Annotated in this window: 15 protein-coding genes; 10 read left to right on the top strand and 5 right to left on the bottom strand. The window is 37.3% G+C overall.

All coding sequences use genetic code 11. The annotated features are described in order from the left end of the window. Positions 1-4 precede the first annotated feature (4 nt). From HHL23_RS07945 to HHL23_RS07925, 5 genes are all read left to right on the top strand, one after another. Positions 5-2,398 (top strand): 3-hydroxyacyl-CoA dehydrogenase/enoyl-CoA hydratase family protein, encoded by a 2,394-nt coding sequence (locus HHL23_RS07945; RefSeq protein WP_169234273.1) that lies wholly within the window; start codon positions 5-7, stop codon positions 2,396-2,398. A 79-nt stretch (positions 2,399-2,477) separates the two neighbouring features. Next, entirely contained in the window at positions 2,478-2,822 is a 345-nt protein-coding gene (locus HHL23_RS07940; protein ID WP_317174677.1) for a four helix bundle protein, read from the top strand. Between the two features lie 43 nt (positions 2,823-2,865). Next, positions 2,866-4,044, top strand: a complete 1,179-nt coding sequence (locus tag HHL23_RS07935; protein WP_169234271.1) for a thiolase family protein — start codon at positions 2,866-2,868, stop codon at positions 4,042-4,044. Between the two features lie 36 nt (positions 4,045-4,080). After that, on the top strand, positions 4,081-4,437 hold the full coding sequence (locus HHL23_RS07930; RefSeq protein WP_169234270.1) for a four helix bundle protein: 357 nt from the start codon (positions 4,081-4,083) through the stop codon (positions 4,435-4,437). 52 nt (positions 4,438-4,489) lie between these two features. After that, complete coding sequence (locus HHL23_RS07925) at positions 4,490-6,271, top strand: acyl-CoA dehydrogenase family protein (RefSeq protein WP_169234269.1); 1,782 nt, start codon at positions 4,490-4,492, stop codon at positions 6,269-6,271. An 82-nt stretch (positions 6,272-6,353) separates the two neighbouring features. On the opposite strand, the gene HHL23_RS07920 is transcribed toward HHL23_RS07925, so the two are convergent. Together HHL23_RS07920 and HHL23_RS07915 are read right to left on the bottom strand one after the other, a co-directional pair. Then, positions 6,354-6,758: a DUF805 domain-containing protein gene (locus HHL23_RS07920; protein WP_169234268.1), complete on the bottom strand. Its 405-nt coding sequence runs from the start codon at positions 6,756-6,758 to the stop codon at positions 6,354-6,356. 321 nt (positions 6,759-7,079) lie between these two features. After that, positions 7,080-7,922 carry a GNAT family N-acetyltransferase gene (locus HHL23_RS07915; RefSeq protein ID WP_169234267.1) on the bottom strand — a complete coding sequence of 281 codons (843 nt, stop codon included), beginning with the start codon at positions 7,920-7,922 and terminating at the stop codon, positions 7,080-7,082. Between the two features lie 319 nt (positions 7,923-8,241). Here HHL23_RS07915 and HHL23_RS07910 point away from each other — a divergent pair, with 319 nt between their 5' ends. The 3 genes from HHL23_RS07910 (at position 8,242) to HHL23_RS07900 (ending at position 9,463) form a co-directional block, all read left to right on the top strand. After that, positions 8,242-8,562: a hypothetical protein gene (locus tag HHL23_RS07910; protein WP_169234266.1), complete on the top strand. Its 321-nt coding sequence runs from the start codon at positions 8,242-8,244 to the stop codon at positions 8,560-8,562. A 39-nt stretch (positions 8,563-8,601) separates the two neighbouring features. Further along, complete coding sequence (locus tag HHL23_RS07905; RefSeq protein WP_169234265.1) at positions 8,602-8,937, top strand: YegP family protein; 336 nt, start codon at positions 8,602-8,604, stop codon at positions 8,935-8,937. Positions 8,938-9,016: 79 nt separating this feature from the next. Beyond that, on the top strand, positions 9,017-9,463 hold the full coding sequence (locus HHL23_RS07900; protein WP_185194861.1) for a phosphohydrolase: 447 nt from the start codon (positions 9,017-9,019) through the stop codon (positions 9,461-9,463). On the opposite strand, the gene HHL23_RS07895 is transcribed toward HHL23_RS07900, so the two are convergent. Together HHL23_RS07895 and HHL23_RS07890 are read right to left on the bottom strand one after the other, a co-directional pair. Beyond that, on the bottom strand, positions 9,460-10,176 hold the full coding sequence (locus tag HHL23_RS07895; protein ID WP_169234264.1) for a DUF2490 domain-containing protein: 717 nt from the start codon (positions 10,174-10,176) through the stop codon (positions 9,460-9,462). The genes HHL23_RS07900 and HHL23_RS07895 overlap by 4 nt on opposite strands. A 71-nt stretch (positions 10,177-10,247) precedes the next feature. Then, on the bottom strand, positions 10,248-12,059 hold the full coding sequence (locus HHL23_RS07890; protein WP_169234263.1) for a TonB-dependent receptor plug domain-containing protein: 1,812 nt from the start codon (positions 12,057-12,059) through the stop codon (positions 10,248-10,250). Positions 12,060-12,571: 512 nt separating this feature from the next. Between HHL23_RS07890 and uvrA the strand changes: the two genes are divergently transcribed. Next, complete coding sequence (uvrA, locus tag HHL23_RS07885; protein ID WP_169234262.1) at positions 12,572-15,364, top strand: excinuclease ABC subunit UvrA; 2,793 nt, start codon at positions 12,572-12,574, stop codon at positions 15,362-15,364. A 55-nt stretch (positions 15,365-15,419) separates the two neighbouring features. On the opposite strand, the gene HHL23_RS07880 is transcribed toward uvrA, so the two are convergent. Continuing rightward, positions 15,420-16,121 (bottom strand): NAD(P)-dependent oxidoreductase, encoded by a 702-nt coding sequence (locus HHL23_RS07880; RefSeq protein WP_228464671.1) that lies wholly within the window; start codon positions 16,119-16,121, stop codon positions 15,420-15,422. A 282-nt stretch (positions 16,122-16,403) separates the two neighbouring features. Here HHL23_RS07880 and HHL23_RS07875 point away from each other — a divergent pair, with 282 nt between their 5' ends. Further along, positions 16,404-17,174 carry an alpha/beta hydrolase family protein gene (locus tag HHL23_RS07875; RefSeq protein WP_169234261.1) on the top strand — a complete coding sequence of 257 codons (771 nt, stop codon included), beginning with the start codon at positions 16,404-16,406 and terminating at the stop codon, positions 17,172-17,174. Positions 17,175-17,326 lie beyond the last annotated feature (152 nt).

Here is a 17,326-nt window from a genome sequence, read left to right as displayed (position 1 = left end):
TATAATGAAAAGAAGAATCAAACATGTAACGGTTCTTGGTTCAGGAATTATGGGTAGCGGTATTGCGGCACATTTCGCCAACATTGGTGTGGAAGTGTCTCTATTGGATATCGTTCCTTTTGAACTGACGGAAGCTGAACAGAAAAAAGGTTTGACCAAAGATGACAAAGTGGTAAGAAACAGAATTGCTTCTGAAAACTTTGAGAAACTGAAAAAAGCGAGTCCTGCCCTTCTCTATTCTCCAAAATTTGCAGATAGAATTAAAGTAGGAAACTTTGATGATGATCTTCAGAAGATCAAAAATACAGACTGGATCATTGAAGTTGTCGTTGAAAGACTTGACATTAAGAAATCTGTTTATGAAAAAATTGAACAGTTCAGAAAACCGGGAACATTAATATCTTCTAATACATCAGGAATTCCTATCCATTTCTTAACGGAAGGAAGAAGCGATGATTTCAAAAAATATTTTGCGGGAACGCATTTCTTCAATCCGGTAAGATATCTTCCTCTTTTAGAGATTATTCCAACCCATGATACAGATCCGGAAATTGTAGATTTCTACATGACTTACGGAGCTAAATTCTTAGGTAAAACTACAGTTTTAGCCAAAGATACTCCAGCATTTATTGCCAACAGAATCGGAGTTTTCTCCATGATGGATCTTCTTCACAACGTACAGAAATTAGGATTAACCGTTTCTGAAGTTGATAAATTAACAGGTCCTGTTATCGGGCGTCCAAAATCAGCAACTTTCAGAACAGCGGATGTTGTAGGTCTGGATACTTTGGTGATGGTTGCTAATGGTGTTCGCCAAAGCGGTGCCGAAGCCAATAATTTCAATGATGTTTTTGCTCTTCCAAGCTATATCCAGACCATGATGGATAATAAATGGCTGGGTTCTAAAACAGAACAAGGTTTCTACAAAAAGGTGAAAAATGCAGAAGGAAAATCTGAAATTCATGCTTTAAATCTTGATACTTTAGAATATGAGCTTCAGGGAAAATCATCGTTCCCTACATTAGAATTAACTAAAAATATTGATAAACCAATTGACAGATTCAAAGTTTTAATTGGTGGAAAAGATAAAGCAGGAGAATTATATAGAAAATCGTTGGGTGCATTATTCGCGTACGTTTCTCATAAAGTTCCTGAAATTTCTGACGAAGTCTACAAAATAGACGACGCTATGAGAGCAGGTTTCGGATGGGAAAATGGTCCATTTGAAATCTGGGATGCTGTAGGAGTTCAGAAAGGTATTGAACTGGCAAAAGACGCAGGTTATGAAGTTTCAGACTGGGTTAAAAATGTAGAAACTTTCTATAAAGTAAATGATGAAGGTCAGAGTATTTTCGTTGATAAAAATTCAGGAGAATACAACAAAATTCCAGGTCAGGATGCCTTTATTATTTTAGATAACATCAGAAAAAACAAAACACTTTGGAGCAATTCAGGGGCGGCTATTGAATATCTGGGTGACGGAATTATCAACTTCGAGATCCGTTCTAAAATGAACTCTCTTGGAGGCGAAGTCCTTGACGGATTGAACAGAGCCATTGATTTAGCTGAAAAAGAATACGACGGATTGGTCGTTGGGAACCAGGGAACGAATTTCTCTGTGGGCGCCAACCTTGCCATGATCCTGATGATGGCTATCGAGCAGGACTGGGATGATTTGAATATGGCCATTGCTTATTTCCAAAAATCGATGATGAGAGTTCGCTACTCTTCTATCCCTGTAGTGGTTGCACCTCACGGAATGACTCTTGGTGGTGGTTGCGAAATGACCATGCACGCAGACAGAGTGGTTGCAGCAGCTGAAACGTACATCGGATTGGTAGAAACCGGAGTTGGTGTAATTCCTGGTGGTGGTGGAACAAAGGAATTGACCTTAAGAACTTCAAGAGAATTCCACAGTGATGATGTTAAAAATAACAGACTTCGTGAAGCTTTCATGAATATCGCAATGGGTAAAGTGGCAACTTCCGCTTACGAAGCTTACGATATGGGAATTCTTGAAAAAGGGAAAGACATCGTTTCCGTTAGCAAAAACAGACAGATTGCAGAAGCTAAGAAAGTAGCAAAACTACTGGCAGAACAGGGATATACTCAACCTATAGAGCAAAAAGTGAAAGTTCTTGGTAAAGATGCCTTAGGTATGTTCTATGTAGGAACAGACCAGATGTTGACCGGAAATTTCATCTCAGCACACGACAAGAAAATTGCAGACAAACTAGCCAACGTAATGGTTGGAGGAAATCTTTCCGAACCAACGGTCGTTACCGAACAATACTTATTGAATCTTGAAAGAGAAACTTTCCTTCAGCTTTGCGGCGAGAGAAAGACCTTAGAGAGAATTCAGTATATGTTGCAAAACGGAAAACCACTTAGGAATTAGACTTGAGATGTAAAGACTCGAGACTAAGAGACTAGTAAAGAACTAAATTAAGGGTAAGATTATGCATAATATTAAAAAATTGAAAATCTGGAATGATTCAATTGATTTATGTGTTGACGTCTATAAAGCATTAGCAAATATGCCAAATGATGAAAAGTATGGACTTTCTTCACAAATTAAAAGATCTGCTGTTTCAATTTCTTCCAATATAGCAGAAGGTGCTGGAAGAGAAAGAGAAAAAGAATTTTACTATTTTTTAAATATTGCATATGGCTCTTCTTATGAACTTCAAACTCAACTTATCTTATGCGAAAAGCTAGAATTTATTTCTGAAGAAATAAATAAGCCATTGCTAGATAGGCTTAATGATGTTCAAAAAATGATTTATGTTTTTAAAGAAAATATTAATAAAAGAATAATTTAAGCGACAAGAGTCTCAAATCTCTTGTCTTAAAATCTCTAATCTAATGAAACAAGCATATATAGTAAAGGGTTTCAGAACTGCCGTTGGAAAAGCTCCAAAAGGAAGTTTAAGATTCACAAGACCCGACGTGATGGCGGCTACAGTTATTGAAAAATTAATGGCTGAGCTTCCCCAATTAGACAAAAACAGAATCGATGACCTTATCGTAGGAAACGCAATGCCGGAAGCCGAACAAGGCCTTAACGTTGCCCGTTTAATTTCTTTAATGGGATTGAATACCGATAAAGTTCCCGGAGTTACCGTAAACAGATATTGTGCATCAGGAAGTGAAGCGATTGCGATTGCTTCAGCAAAAATCCAGGCAGGAATGGCAGATTGTATCATCGCAGGAGGTACAGAATCGATGTCTTATATTCCGATGGGTGGTTACAAACCGGTTCCTGAAACAGAAATTGCCAAAACAAACCCTGATTATTACTGGGGAATGGGTTATACGGCAGAAGAAGTGGCTAAACAATATAATATTACAAGAGAAGAGCAGGATCAGTTCGCTTTTGAATCTCACATGAAAGCTTTAAAAGCTAATCAGGAAGGGAAATTTGCCAACCAGATTGTTTCGATTCCTGTAGAATATAATTTCTTGGACGACAATCAGAAAATGCAGACTAAAAAGTTTGATTTTTCTGTCGATGAAGGTCCAAGAGCTGATACTTCTTTACAAGGTTTGGCTAAATTAAGACCTGTATTTAAAAACGGAGGAAGCGTAACAGCCGGAAACTCTTCTCAGATGAGTGACGGAGCCGCTTTCGTAATGGTAATGAGCGAAGAAATGGTGAAAGAATTAGGTCTTGAGCCGGAAGCAAGATTAGTCGCGTATGCAGCGGCAGGTCTTGAACCAAGAATTATGGGAATGGGGCCTATTTATGCTATTCCAAAAGCTCTAAAACAGGCAGGTCTTGAATTAAAAGATATTGAACTTATCGAGCTGAATGAAGCATTTGCATCACAGTCTGTTGCGATCAAAAAAGAATTAGGTCTAAATCCTGATATTCTTAATGTCAACGGAGGCGCGATTGCTCTTGGCCACCCGCTTGGATGTACCGGAACAAAATTAACTGTTCAGCTTCTTGACGAAATGAGAAGACGCGGCAACAAGTACGGAATGGTTTCTATGTGCGTAGGTACGGGACAGGGAGCAGCAAGTATTTTTGAGCTTCTTTAATTAATTATAGATTTTAAATTATAAATTTTAGATGAAATGAGTTTCAAAGAAGACAATTTGATTCAGACAAAAACTTTTGACTTTGCTTTAAGGATAATTAAATTTTATACTCAATGTAAATCTCAGAATGAATTCATTTTATCTAAACAAATTCTTCGCTGTGGAACTTCAATTGGCGCAAATGTAGAAGAAGCAATTGCTGCACAATCTAAAAAAGATTTTATCTCAAAACTTTCTATAGCCAATAAAGAAGCAAGAGAGACAAAGTATTGGCTAAGACTTTATCAATCTTCAAATTTAGTTCAAATTGAAATAGACTCTTATTTGAAAGAAATTGAAAGTATTATTAATATTTTGACCAAAATCATCAAAACTTCATCCGAAAATTTATAACAGAGAATCAATAATTTAAAATTTATAATTTAAAATTTAAAATCATAAAATAATGAGTAATACACTTAATAAAACACTGAAGGGAGGAGAATTCCTCATCAAGGAAATACCTGCACATGATATTTTCACTCTTGAAGAATTGAGTGAAGAACAAAAAATGCTTCGTGATTCTGCAAAAGAATTTATCGACAGAGAAGTAATTCCTCAAAAAGAAAGATTTGAGAAAAAAGATTATGCTTTAACTGAAGAAAAGATGCGTCAGTTGGGTGAAATGGGTCTTTTGGGAGTTGCTGTTCCTGAGGAATATGGCGGCCTTGGAATGGGCTTCGTTAATACCATGTTAGCTTGTGACTACTGCTCGGGAGCCAATGGTTCTTTGGCAACAGCTTACGGGGCTCATACGGGAATCGGAACCCTTCCTATCCTATTATATGGTACGGAAGAGCAAAAGAAAAAGTACCTTCCGGATTTGGCTACAGGTACAAAATTCGGAGCATATTGCTTGACTGAGCCGGATGCAGGTTCTGATGCAAACTCTGGAAAAACAAGAGCAAAACTTTCCGAAGACGGAAAACATTATATCATCAACGGACAAAAAATGTGGATTTCCAATGCAGGTTTTGCAGAAATTTTCATTGTCTTTGCTAAAATTGATGATGACAAAAATATAACAGGTTTCATCGTAGAAAAAGAAGGAACAGAAGGGCTTACTTTCGGTGAGGAAGAGCACAAACTGGGAATCCGTTCATCTTCTACAAGACAGGTTTTCTTTAATGATATGAAAGTTCCTGTTGAAAATCTTTTAGGTGAAAGAAACAACGGTTTCAAAATCGCTTTGAATGCATTGAATGTTGGAAGAATCAAATTGGCAGCTGCTAACCTTGACGGACAGAGAAGAATCTTAAACCACTCTCTTCAGTATTCTAATGAAAGAAAGCAGTTTGGCGTTTCTATCTCCACTTTTGGAGCGATCAGAAAGAAACTGGCAGAAATGGCGACCGGAATTTTCGTTGCTGAAGCTGGTTCTTACAGAGCAGCAAAAGATGTTGAAGATAAAATCAACGAATTGGTTGCTGGTGGAATGAATCACCAACAGGCTGAATTAAAAGGGGTTGAAGAATTTGCTGTGGAAGCTTCTATTTTGAAGGTTTTCGTTTCAGATTTAACACAACATACTGCTGACGAGGGAATTCAGGTATATGGTGGAATGGGATTCTCTGAAGATATGCCAATGGAAGCAGCCTGGAGAGATTCCAGAATTGCAAGAATCTATGAAGGAACCAACGAGATCAACCGTCTTTTAGCGGTTGGAATGTTGATTAAAAAAGCAATGAAAGGAGAACTGGATCTACTTTCTCCGGCAATGGCTATCAGCAAAGAATTAATGGGAATTCCTTCATTTGATGTTCCTGATTACTCAGCATTTATGGCTGAAGAGAAAGCGATTATTGCCAACCTTAAGAAAGTATTCCTAATGGTTTCCGGAGCTGCCCTTCAAAAATATATGATGGATATTGAAAAACAGCAGCACCTATTATTGAATGCTTCTGAGATCCTGAACCAACTTTATATGGCAGAATCTGCCATATTAAGAGCTGAGAAACACTTCTCTCCTGATTCTGTAGAAGCAGCAATGGCACAGCTTAACCTTTATAAAGCTGTTGAAAAAATCATCGCAGCGGCTAAAGAAGGAATTATTTCTTTCGCAGAAGGTGATGAGCAGAGAATGATGCTTTCAGGATTAAGAAGGTTCACAAAATATACAAACCATCCTAATGTAGTGGCTTTAACTGAAAAAGTAGCAGCAAACTATATCGCTAAAGGACATTACTAAATATCAGTTTGAAATATAATAGTAAACGCTCCAAGTTTTTGGAGCGTTTATTATATTAATATGGGTTGTAATTTTTTTTAAATTACATCTGTTTTTGTCCAATTTCATTTATTTCATTGAAATTTTCTTTAGGATTTACGCCATACTGATTAGCTCCTGGAGTTCCGTCTGTTGCCAGAAGTACAAGTAACCAAATAGTTCCAACAATAGGGATCAAAGATATAAAAACCCACCACCCGCTTTTATCAACATCATGTAATCTTCTAACCATAACCGCTAATCCCGGAATAAAAGTAGCCAATCCGTAAATCAAATAAATAAATCCATAAGGGATTTCCTGATTAAATTTCAATCCTAAAAGATTGTCTAATACTGCGGCTATAATTGCGAAGATCATATTAAACAATATGTACATCCAGTATTCGGTTCTTCTGGCTCTCCCTGTAAAATCAGCATACTGTTTTAATACTTTTAAGTACCATTTCATAGTTTTTGTTTTTTTTAATTGCAGCCAAAAATAAAGATTTTTTCCAGATTCCCAACTACTTTTTATTTTTATTTAGTATAACTAAAAATCTGTCCTCTAAAAAAAGAATCACCCAAACATATCAGTTATCAAAAACTGAAACAACTCAATATGTTTTTTTGTTTATTGAAACCCTGCACGAAGTATACTAATCACCCCAATGTAGTAGTTTTAACTGAAAACGTAATAGCACATTATATTGCTAAAGGAGCTTATTAGTCTTTTTATAAATAAATTTGATTTAAAGCGTCTCATTTTTGAGACGCTTTTTTATGTTATGCTTTAAACTTCTCTGATCATTTCAAACTGTACGACCTTTTTAGAAAGTCCGATTTTTTTCAGGAAGCAAACAGTGGGAACGGAGCGATTATCTACATTATAAACATACACATCACGACCTTTGACCGTATCATTGATATATGAAAATAAACTGCTTCCAATTCCCATATTCTGGCAATCAGGAGATACTGCAAACTGATGAATCTTTCCTGAAACTGCATTGAATATCACATATCCCACCTGTACATTATGCTTATAAGCTATGGCAATGCTACAAAGGTCTTTGATGTTTTCTAATGTCTGAACCGCATTTTGCCAGGTAGGCTGTATTTCCCAGGAAGCAATAAATTCATTCCACTTCAATTCGGAGGTTTGCTTTATAACAACCTCTTTGTTGTCTTTCAAAATATCAAGCGTACCAGAAAAACAATCCAGTTTTCGGGAAACAGTATATCCCATCTTCTCATATGCCCTAACAGCAGGTTGGTTCTCCTGTATCACTTCAAGAACCATTTTCCTGACATGAAGAGCTTTTAGTTGAGGAATCAGTTTTTCATACATTTTACCGACCAGGCCCTGACCTCTGTAGTCCGGTATGACTCCCGTCCCGGCATTATATACTGTTGACCCCGAATCATCAACCCTTAGACCATGTAGCATAAAGGCCACGATCCTACCAGCATCAAAAACACCCAGAGATAAATCAGGTTTGATATCCTCTGCCTCAATTTTAAATTTCAACTGCTCCAAAGTCAATTGAAAAGGCACTATATAATCGGAAAATGACAGATTGAAAACAGTAACCAGTTCTTCTATTGTGACACCTTCTAAATTCTTAATTTCCATATTCAGCAACATCTATTTTTTTTAGTTAAAACTTTATAAAGAATAATCATTAAAACCTGATTAAACAGGCTCTATAAAAGTACTTTATTTCTATAGAAATTTAAATACTTATTATTTTTCAAAGCTGAAATTTTTATAAATATCAAGCATTCATTGGGTTGACCAGATTGGAAAAGCTGCGCGAAGTCTTCGACTTCGCGCAGCTTTTTTTTGCTGTTTTTTATTTTTTTGTTACTTTTAATTAATAAAGATGAATACAAAGTGTTTAAAAATCCTGAATGGAATTTCACTCAATCATAACCCTAAATAAAAACTAGAAATGAAGTCATTATTATCATGCTCACTGATATTATTGTGTACAACCGTTTTCGCGCAGCAGAAAAGAGATAAAAAACTGGTTCTGCCAAAGATGGATACCACAAAAATGAGCCCCCTGAAAGATTTAAAAAAAGAAATACCAGCCAACATCCCTACAGATCAGAAGGAACAATATAAAATATTGACCGTAATGCCAAAGGATACTTCAGCCTATATGGCCTTAAAAGAAGCAAAGAAAGATTATTCAAAATACAGAATACTCAACACCGCTGCTCCGGAAAAAACAGCCACAGATCCAAAAAAGGCAACGCCTTCCAAATAACAAAAAAACAAACAAATCAATCCACAAACATTAATTACTATGGGAAAATTTATTATTTCTAAAAGAGCCAACGAAGAATTTCAATTCAATCTCAAAGCAGGAAACGGACAAGTGATTTTAACAAGCCAGGGATATGGTTCAAAATCTTCCTGTGAAAACGGAATAGAATCTGTACGAACCAATTCGCAGGATGATTCGAAATTTGAAAGAAATACAGCAAAAGACAATCGCTGCTATTTCAATTTAAAAGCCGGAAATGGGCAGATTATAGGAACCAGCCAGATGTACGAATCCGAAAACGGGATGGACAACGGCATAGAATCTGTAAAAAACAATGCGTCAGGGGCTTCTGTAGAGGATGAAACCGATCTTTAATAATATCTAAAATAATCTCAATAAAAATGTCTTATTTTTTAAGGCATTTTTTATTTTTGTATTCTATTTTCTATTTGAAATGACAAAAGAAGAAATGCTCAATAGAGCCATCAAAATAGCCGATAAGGCACACAAAGGACAAACCGACAAATATCATGCTCCGTACATTGCTCACGTGATGCGTGTCATGGGATACGGTAAGACACTGGATGAAAAGATTGTAGGCGTACTGCATGACGTGGTGGAAGATCATCCGACAGAATTTAGCCTCGAGTATTTAAGAGCTGAAGGCTTTCCCGAATACATTATTTTTGCTGTAAGCTGCCTGACCAAATTTGACCCTGAGGAAGATTACGATGAATTCATTAAAAGAACAGAAAGGTCTCCTCTGGCTGTTGCTGTAAAACTTAACGATCTCCGTGACAATATGGATCTAAGAAGGGTAAACCGCGAACTTACTCCTAAAGACATCAAAAGGTTCAACAAATATTTAAAAGCCTACCATTATCTGATAGAGAAATATTAATCCGCTCCTGGGAAATCATACGTTTTCGTTGGATGATCTGTGCCGTCAATGTTGATGTTTAGGGCCAGATAGATAAAGTGAAGGTTTTTATTACCTTTCGCTTCAAATTCACGCTGCCAAAGATAACCCGTCAGGATTCCGAAATGGTCATCAATCTGATAACCGAAACCACCGTATACTCTATTTCGTGCGAAAGTAGGCTTCATAGGACTTACCAGGAAGATTTCGTCATAGGCATTCGCGAAAACAGTCCCTTTCTTAACGGTTTTTGCATTCAGGGGAACACTTATGTTCAGACGGTATCTGTAACGCATTCTTTGCGAGCTTTTATCCGTAGCGGGCTCGTAGAACCAGCTTTTCTCTGCACGGAAACGGTTTTCAAACTTCACGATTCCTTTTTTCAAATCGATCACGTCCTGAAGCCATACCCTGAATTCTTCTCTGCTCAAACTGTGTTCTTTATAATTCACATATCTGCCAAGACCTACGAAAGGTTTGTGATTCTTGGTAAGATTGTATCCCACTCCCCCTTTGATCTCGTAATAATCCGGGTAGGTATAATCTTCGTTACCTCTAAGCTGTCCTTCTGCGTAAAGGAAAAATTTCGGATGAAACTTATAGGTTAGAGTCACTGCATTGAAGCTGGAAATATGTTCCTGTGCTTTTAAAAAGGTCATACTCAAAAGTAAACTCAGACTTAAAAAAAGTTTCATAAAAAATTTTTGCAAAAATAAATTATTTAACAATTTGTTAATATTAACTTTCATTCATTTCGAATTAACATTTACTTAATATTGATCGTATACGAGAAACCTAAATGGAACCATCTTTGAGGCATTTCAACCCCAAAAGCTTCCGTATATTTTGTATTGGTCAGATTATTAATCAGCACATATACAGAGAAGTCTTTTTTAACAAAACTCAGTTTCTCATCAAGAAGATTATACGTTCCCAGATTCATTCTTTCATTATATCTGTATACTAATTCATTCGTGAAATATTTCAGGAATCTGGTTTCCAGCTTTGCAACCACCTGATGCTTCAGATTGTCTAGAATATACCTCGAAACAAATTCATTAGACGCTTTCATTTTACTGTCCAGATAGGTATATCCGGCGGTGTATTTCAACCAGTCAAAAGCTCTGTGACTCAATTCTACTTCAATACCTTTTGTGTCGATTTTTCCTACATTCTGAGCATACCACACCGGATCAGTGAGGCTTTTTTTAACCCAGTCTATAGAATTGTTTGAGTTTCTCATAAACCCGCTCACTTTTGCCAGAATTCTGCTGTCTTGGTACTGATAGCCCACTTCCGAAGAAACCGCATTTTCAGGAAGAAGATCAGGATTTCCCTGCTCCGTTTTGCTTACGTAATAAAGATCTGTAAATGTCGGAACCCTATGGACTCTCGCAATATTTCCGTAGATCTTATTATTCTGATTGAAATTATATCCAACATCTAAACCCGGGTAGAAAAAATTTCCTTCCTTGGAATAATTGGCCCATGAAATGCCCGGACTGATGTTCAGTTTTTTATCTAATAATGAAAAATGATGCTCAAAGAAAACCTGCGAAACAAAACGATTTCGCTCGCCTAAATTATTACTCGCCAGAAATTCCTTTCTCAGCTCCACACCTACACCTGTAGTCCCTAATCCCCACTGATAGCTGGAATTCACTTCTCCCCCTACATTATTCCCGATATGCATATTTCTATAAAAACCAGGATTGCCTCTTGTATAAACATACATATCTTCACCTCTTCTCCAGTATACATTAGAACTCAGTTTTAGAGCCCCAAAGGTCTGCTGATGTGCCAGACTTACAATAGAAGCCTGCGTTTCCTCATATTGTTCCTTTGCATCTTTAGACGCATAAAAGCCATTGGCTCCGAATTTCTTTTCAGAAAAACCGGCCTGCAGCTTAAGATCCCCGTTTTTAATATTCAGTTTGCTCTGGTAGAAAACATTTCGGATCTCATAGTCCGTATTGTACATATACCCTTGTGATGAAGCTGAATTAGCCTGAAGAGCATTAGAGAATTTCTCATTTCCCAACTGTGCATTGAAGCCAAATCCATACGTTTCATAATCTCCGCCTTCAGCACTTATTTTTACCCGTTTCCCGGGTGTCGTTTTTGTAATAATATTGATGACTCCTGCATAGGCATTCTGCCCAAATCTTCTGGCGGCCGGACCTTTGATGATCTCTATCCTCTCCACATCATCCATATCTACTGGGACATTCATAGAATTGTGTCCCGTTTGAGAGTCATTCATTCTGATTCCGTTCAGAAGCAGCAATACCTGTTCAAAAGAACTTCCTCTGAAACCTATATCACTCTGCACCCCATTGGCCCCTCTCCTTCTGACATCCATTCCCGGAACCTGCTGAAGAACCTCGTCAATGCTTTTTGCAGGGGAGTTTGCGATATCTTCTTTGGTAATCACTGTAATATTCTGATTGGCACTCTTATAAGGGGTAGAGATAAATTTTCCCTGAAATTCAATGCTTTCAATATCTGTTGTCTTTTCCTGTGCATAAGCGCAGAGCATTGATCCCAATAAAAATATGCTTCCAATCTTCTTGATCATAGTAGTCCTAGTTTTGTTCTTAATCAGTTTCTTTAATAATGGCTTCAAAAGTAAGGGAGTTCCCGAAGACAGGCAAATGATAGTTATCATAAAAAAAAGATGCAGTATGGCTCATACTGCATCTTTTGCGGGAAGTAACTTTTTATCTTTTTCTCATTAAATGTGTAACAAGATCTCTGAATAACTTTCTCATTTCTTTATTACATATTTATGAATACAATTTTAAATAATTTTAAAATATAAAACAAGAGGAAAATAGAAAACATAACGAAAATCATAGATTTGTGTAAAACTTCATGGCAATACGGCACTCATATAACCTTATAATTAACAATCACACACTACCCATTATTGCTCCGATTCACCATATATAAGTCTTCTTTTTGAGGTCTCAATCAGGATAATATATTTGTGTTGAGTAAATATATTAAACGTATTATTTCCACTAAAAATTCGTAATTTTGTGGGTCTTAATTTTTTAAGATACGAACAATCTTTTTCAAAGATAAAACATGGCTAAAACAATAGAAATAGATATAAAAAAACAGATCTTCGTTAAGAATGCACATCTTAACAATCTGAAACATATAGACGTTCTGATCCCGAAAAATAAACTGATCGTGATCACGGGAGTGTCCGGAAGCGGAAAATCTTCCCTGGCATTCGATACGATTTATGCAGAAGGACAGCGAAGATATGTAGAGAGTTTGAGTTCCTATGCCCGTCAGTTTTTGGGTAAATTAGAAAAACCAAAAGTAGACGATATCAAAGGACTTGCCCCTTCTATTGCTATCCAGCAGAAAGTAATTTCTTCCAATCCACGATCTACAGTAGGAACTTCTACGGAAATCTATGATTATATGAAACTTCTTTTTGCAAGGATCGGAAAGACATTTTCTCCGGTTTCAGGGGAAGAAGTAAAAAAAGATTCTGTTTCTGATGTGATTGATTTTATCAAGGCTTCCAAAAAGGATACTTCATTTTTACTGACAGCTCCTCTGGAATATGATGCAGATAATTTTAAAGAAGCACTGAAAGTTTTAAAGCTGGCCGGTTTCACCAGACTTGAAATCAATGGTAACCTGGCAGGCATTGAAGATCTGGAAAGCTTCGGTTTTACTCCCGAAAAAGGAATGATTATCAATCTTGTCATCGACCGTTTTTCTTATGAGGAAGATGAAAACTTCCTTCAAAGGCTGGCAGACTCTATTCAGATGGCATTTTACGAAGGACACGGCTACTGTGCCCTGAAGAATGCAGATACGGGAAAAGTAAAAGAATTCTCCAATAAATTTGAGCTGGACGGTATGGAGTTTCTTGAACCGAACGTTCATTTTTTCAGTTTCAACAATCCTTACGGAGCATGTCCGGCATGTGAAGGTTATGGAAAAGTAATCGGGATAGATGAAGATCTTGTTATTCCCAATAAAACGTTATCTGTTTACGAAGATGCTGTCGTTTCCTGGAGAGGCGAAACCATGAGCGAATGGAAAAAGTCATTCATCAAAAAAGCAGAAGACTTCCCTATCCACAAACCTTATCATCAGCTGACCAAAGAACAGAAAAATTTCCTTTGGAAAGGTGATGGAAAAAGCAGTTTCCCTTCGATCAACAATTTCTTCAAAATGCTTGAAGAAAACTTATACAAAATCCAGTACCGCGTTATGCTTTCCCGATACAGAGGAAAAACACTCTGCTCTACCTGCGAAGGCCTGAGACTACGCGAGGAAACAAGCTGGGTAAAGATAGACGGGCACAATATCCAGTCCATGATCGAGCTTCCTCTGGATGAATTATATCCTTTAATAGATGGATTGAAGCTTTCTGAACATGATCAGGATGTTGCCAAAAGATTACTGTACGAAATCAAAACCCGTATTGAATTTTTATTAAAAGTAGGTTTAGGATATTTAACGATCAACAGAACATCCAATACGCTTTCCGGTGGTGAAAGTCAGAGAATCAATCTTGCAACAAGCTTGGGAAGTTCACTGGTAGGATCTATCTATATTCTGGATGAGCCTTCCATTGGTCTTCACTCCAGAGATACAGAAAACCTGATCGGAGTTTTAAAGAATCTCCGTGATCTCGGAAATACTGTAATTGTTGTTGAGCATGACGAAGACGTTATGAAAGCTGCAGACTATATTATTGATATCGGTCCGGAAGCAGGTTATCTGGGAGGTGAACTGGTGTTTGCGGGGGATTATCATGATCTTAAAAATGCAGATACCCTTACCTCAAAATACTTAACCGGAAGAATGGAAATTGAAATTCCTAAAAAGCGAAGAAAAGCGAAGGAATGGATCCACATCAAAGGAGCAAGACAAAATAATCTTAAAAATATAGACGTAGATGTCCCTCTGGAAAGCCTTACGGTGATCTCGGGAGTTTCCGGAAGCGGAAAGTCTACGCTGATGAAGGAAATTCTAACCAATGATATCCAGATACAGCTTGGAATGGGTGGCAAAAAGGGAGATTACGACTCTGTAGAATTTCCAAAGAAACTGATTAAAAATATTGAGCTGATTGATCAGAATCCTATCGGGAAATCATCCAGATCCAATCCGGTTACTTATCTGAAGGCATATGACGACATCAGAGATCTTTTTGCGAAGCAGAAAGTTTCAAAAATGATGGGTTACAAACCTAAACATTTCTCTTTCAACGTAGACGGTGGAAGATGCGACGAATGTAAAGGGGAAGGCGTGATCAATGTTTCCATGCAGTTCATGGCAGATATCGAGCTGGAATGCGAAGTATGTAAAGGAACCCGTTTCAAAAGCGAGATTCTGGAAGTGAAATTCGATGAAAAAAGTATTTCCGATATTCTTCATATGACGGTTGACGAGTCTTTAGAATTCTTTAAAGATAATAACGAAGACAAAATCGTTACGAAACTGAGACCGCTTCAGGAAGTAGGATTAGGTTATCTGCAGTTAGGACAGAGCTCTTCTACCCTCTCCGGAGGTGAAGCGCAGCGTGTGAAACTGGCTTCATTCCTTGTTAAAGGAGTGACCACAGACAAAACGCTGTTTATCTTTGATGAACCTTCTACAGGATTGCATTTCCATGATATCCAGAAGTTACTGAAATCATTGCAGGCTTTGATCGATCTTGGACATTCCGTTATCGTTATCGAACATCAGCCGGATATTATCAAAAGCGCAGACTACATTATAGACATCGGCCCTGAGGCTGGAAAATATGGTGGAGAAGTGGTTTTTGCCGGAACACCGGAAGATCTGGCGAAGGATAAAAAATCACACACCGCGAAATACATCAAGGAAAAACTTGACAACTAAATACCAATAGAGAGCCAAATGGCTCTCTATTTTTTTGATCTAAACTATAAGATTTCTAATCCGGGACATTATACAAAAACGGACTCTTCTTGATATAGGTTTCATCATCAATCTGGGAAACCAAAAATTCCGACAGATCTGCTGCACTTATTTTCTCGCCTACACAGTCTACCAGATTGGTTTCTGTCCTAAACTGCTCAGAAGTCGGGATAATCAGTGGTAGTCTGACCAGTGTCCAGTCCAAAGAACTGTTCACAAGAATTTCATACTCATCTTGTTTGTCTTTTGTTGTTTTCGGATAATTCTGGTACATCCAGTCGGTGGCTGCCTTTACCTTATCACTTTTGTGATCAAAGGGGGTGTTCACATTCAAGCCGGTAATAGCAATATATCTCTTAATTCCATGAGAATTCATAGACTGGATTATATTTTTTGTAGCGTCAGTGAATATAGATTTCTCTCCGACAGGCTGTCCAATTTTACTGATCACTGCGCGGCAATCTTTAATCAAACGGTCTACAGTCTCAAAATCTCTTGCATCTCCCTTTACAATTTCAATGAAAGGATTTTCAAGGGTGAAATTTTCGGGAGTTCGAAGTAACAGCTTCATGGGATATCCTTTTTTCAGAAGTTCCTGAACAAGGTAGTTTCCGGTTTTTCCTGTGCCGCCTATTACGGCTATTTTATTGGGTTTCATAATGATCTCTTTTGTTGGTAAAGAAGTAAGGCCATAGTCAATGATGAACAATTCATACATCGATGTCAACTTTCTTTGTTAGTGTTAAATAATACTAGAATCAGGTTCAGAAAACTCGAACCTTAGGGTTTCAGGCGCTTGGAACGCGCTTGATGAAGTAATGATATTTATAAAGAGATATTAATGGGCCAAATATAGTCATTTATATAAAGGACAATGAATAAATTATAAAGAAATAAAAGTGGATGATTAAAGCCTGTTTTTAAACCCATTTTTTTATCTTCGAAAAAACAATTATTTACCATTATCAGAATACTTCTCTATCCTTTTAACATCAAAACCATGAGCTATAAAATCCTCCTCACTTCTTTCATTATTTTATCACTCTCTAACTGCACGTCCAGGAAGAACATCAGTTCAGACAAAACGTTCGAAGTCAAACTGGATACGCTTACCTTGTTTGATCAAAGCCGAAACCGTAAAATTCCGGTTGCATTCTACAGCCCGAAAACCAATCAGAAAATTTCCGGACAAAAGGTCGTTATTTTCAGTCATGGCTACGGAGCCAATAAAGGAGGTGATTATTTTGTCTATTCATATTTAACCCAAATGCTGGCTTCAAAAGGATATTTCACGGTAAGCATCCAGCATGAGCTTCCAACGGATGAACTGATTCCTATGGAAGGAAAACCACAAATTGTAAGAATGCCTTTCTGGGAACGGGGTGCAGAAAACATTTTATTTGTTCTGAATGAACTTAAAAAGACCAGACCTGATCTTGATTATAAGCATCTGACACTGATCGGGCATTCCAACGGTGGAGACATGACCGCTTTGTTCGCCAATAAGTATCCATCTCTTGTGTATAAAATGATTGCCATGGACAACCGAAGGATGTATCTTCCCAGAACCTCACTTCCAAAAGTATATACCCTCCGTTCTAATGATTATCCGGCTGATGAAGGCGTTCTCCCATCCTCTGAAGAGCAGAAAAAGTACCACATTACTATAATGCCCACCCAAATCAACCACGGGCATATGGATGATAAAGGCAGTGATGAAGAGAAGGCCATATTGAAAAATACGGTATTAAAGTACATTGAAGAACAGTAACTTACAGACTTATCCACAGGAAATTGTGGATAACTTGTGAATTTTAACATTAAATTCATGTTTCGTATTAAAAATAGTGCTACATTTACTATGTAATACAACTGAAATGAAATCATTTTTTGCTTTTTTCAGCTTTGAAATTGCAATTAAAT

The sequence above is a fragment of the Chryseobacterium antibioticum genome, from assembly GCF_012927325.1.
GTDB classification, from domain to species: Bacteria; Bacteroidota; Bacteroidia; order Flavobacteriales; family Weeksellaceae; genus Chryseobacterium; species Chryseobacterium antibioticum.
The sequence above is the reverse complement of the archived record's forward strand: the minus strand, read 5'-3'. Positions and strand labels throughout refer to the sequence as shown.

Coding starts and splice junctions, on each gene's coding strand:
- HHL23_RS07945 (WP_169234273.1), top strand. CDS start 5: ATGAAAAGAAGAATCAAACATGTAACGGTTCTTGGTTCAGGAATTATG.
- HHL23_RS07935 (WP_169234271.1), top strand. CDS start 2,866: ATGAAACAAGCATATATAGTAAAGGGTTTCAGAACTGCCGTTGGAAAA.
- HHL23_RS07930 (WP_169234270.1), top strand. CDS start 4,081: ATGAGTTTCAAAGAAGACAATTTGATTCAGACAAAAACTTTTGACTTT.
- HHL23_RS07925 (WP_169234269.1), top strand. CDS start 4,490: ATGAGTAATACACTTAATAAAACACTGAAGGGAGGAGAATTCCTCATC.
- HHL23_RS07920 (WP_169234268.1), bottom strand. CDS start 6,758: ATGAAATGGTACTTAAAAGTATTAAAACAGTATGCTGATTTTACAGGG.
- HHL23_RS07915 (WP_169234267.1), bottom strand. CDS start 7,922: ATGGAAATTAAGAATTTAGAAGGTGTCACAATAGAAGAACTGGTTACT.
- HHL23_RS07910 (WP_169234266.1), top strand. CDS start 8,242: ATGAAGTCATTATTATCATGCTCACTGATATTATTGTGTACAACCGTT.
- HHL23_RS07905 (WP_169234265.1), top strand. CDS start 8,602: ATGGGAAAATTTATTATTTCTAAAAGAGCCAACGAAGAATTTCAATTC.
- HHL23_RS07900 (WP_185194861.1), top strand. CDS start 9,017: ATGACAAAAGAAGAAATGCTCAATAGAGCCATCAAAATAGCCGATAAG.
- HHL23_RS07895 (WP_169234264.1), bottom strand. CDS start 10,176: ATGAAACTTTTTTTAAGTCTGAGTTTACTTTTGAGTATGACCTTTTTA.
- HHL23_RS07890 (WP_169234263.1), bottom strand. CDS start 12,059: ATGATCAAGAAGATTGGAAGCATATTTTTATTGGGATCAATGCTCTGC.
- uvrA (WP_169234262.1), top strand. CDS start 12,572: ATGGCTAAAACAATAGAAATAGATATAAAAAAACAGATCTTCGTTAAG.
- HHL23_RS07880 (WP_228464671.1), bottom strand. CDS start 16,121: ATGTATGAATTGTTCATCATTGACTATGGCCTTACTTCTTTACCAACA.
- HHL23_RS07875 (WP_169234261.1), top strand. CDS start 16,404: ATGAGCTATAAAATCCTCCTCACTTCTTTCATTATTTTATCACTCTCT.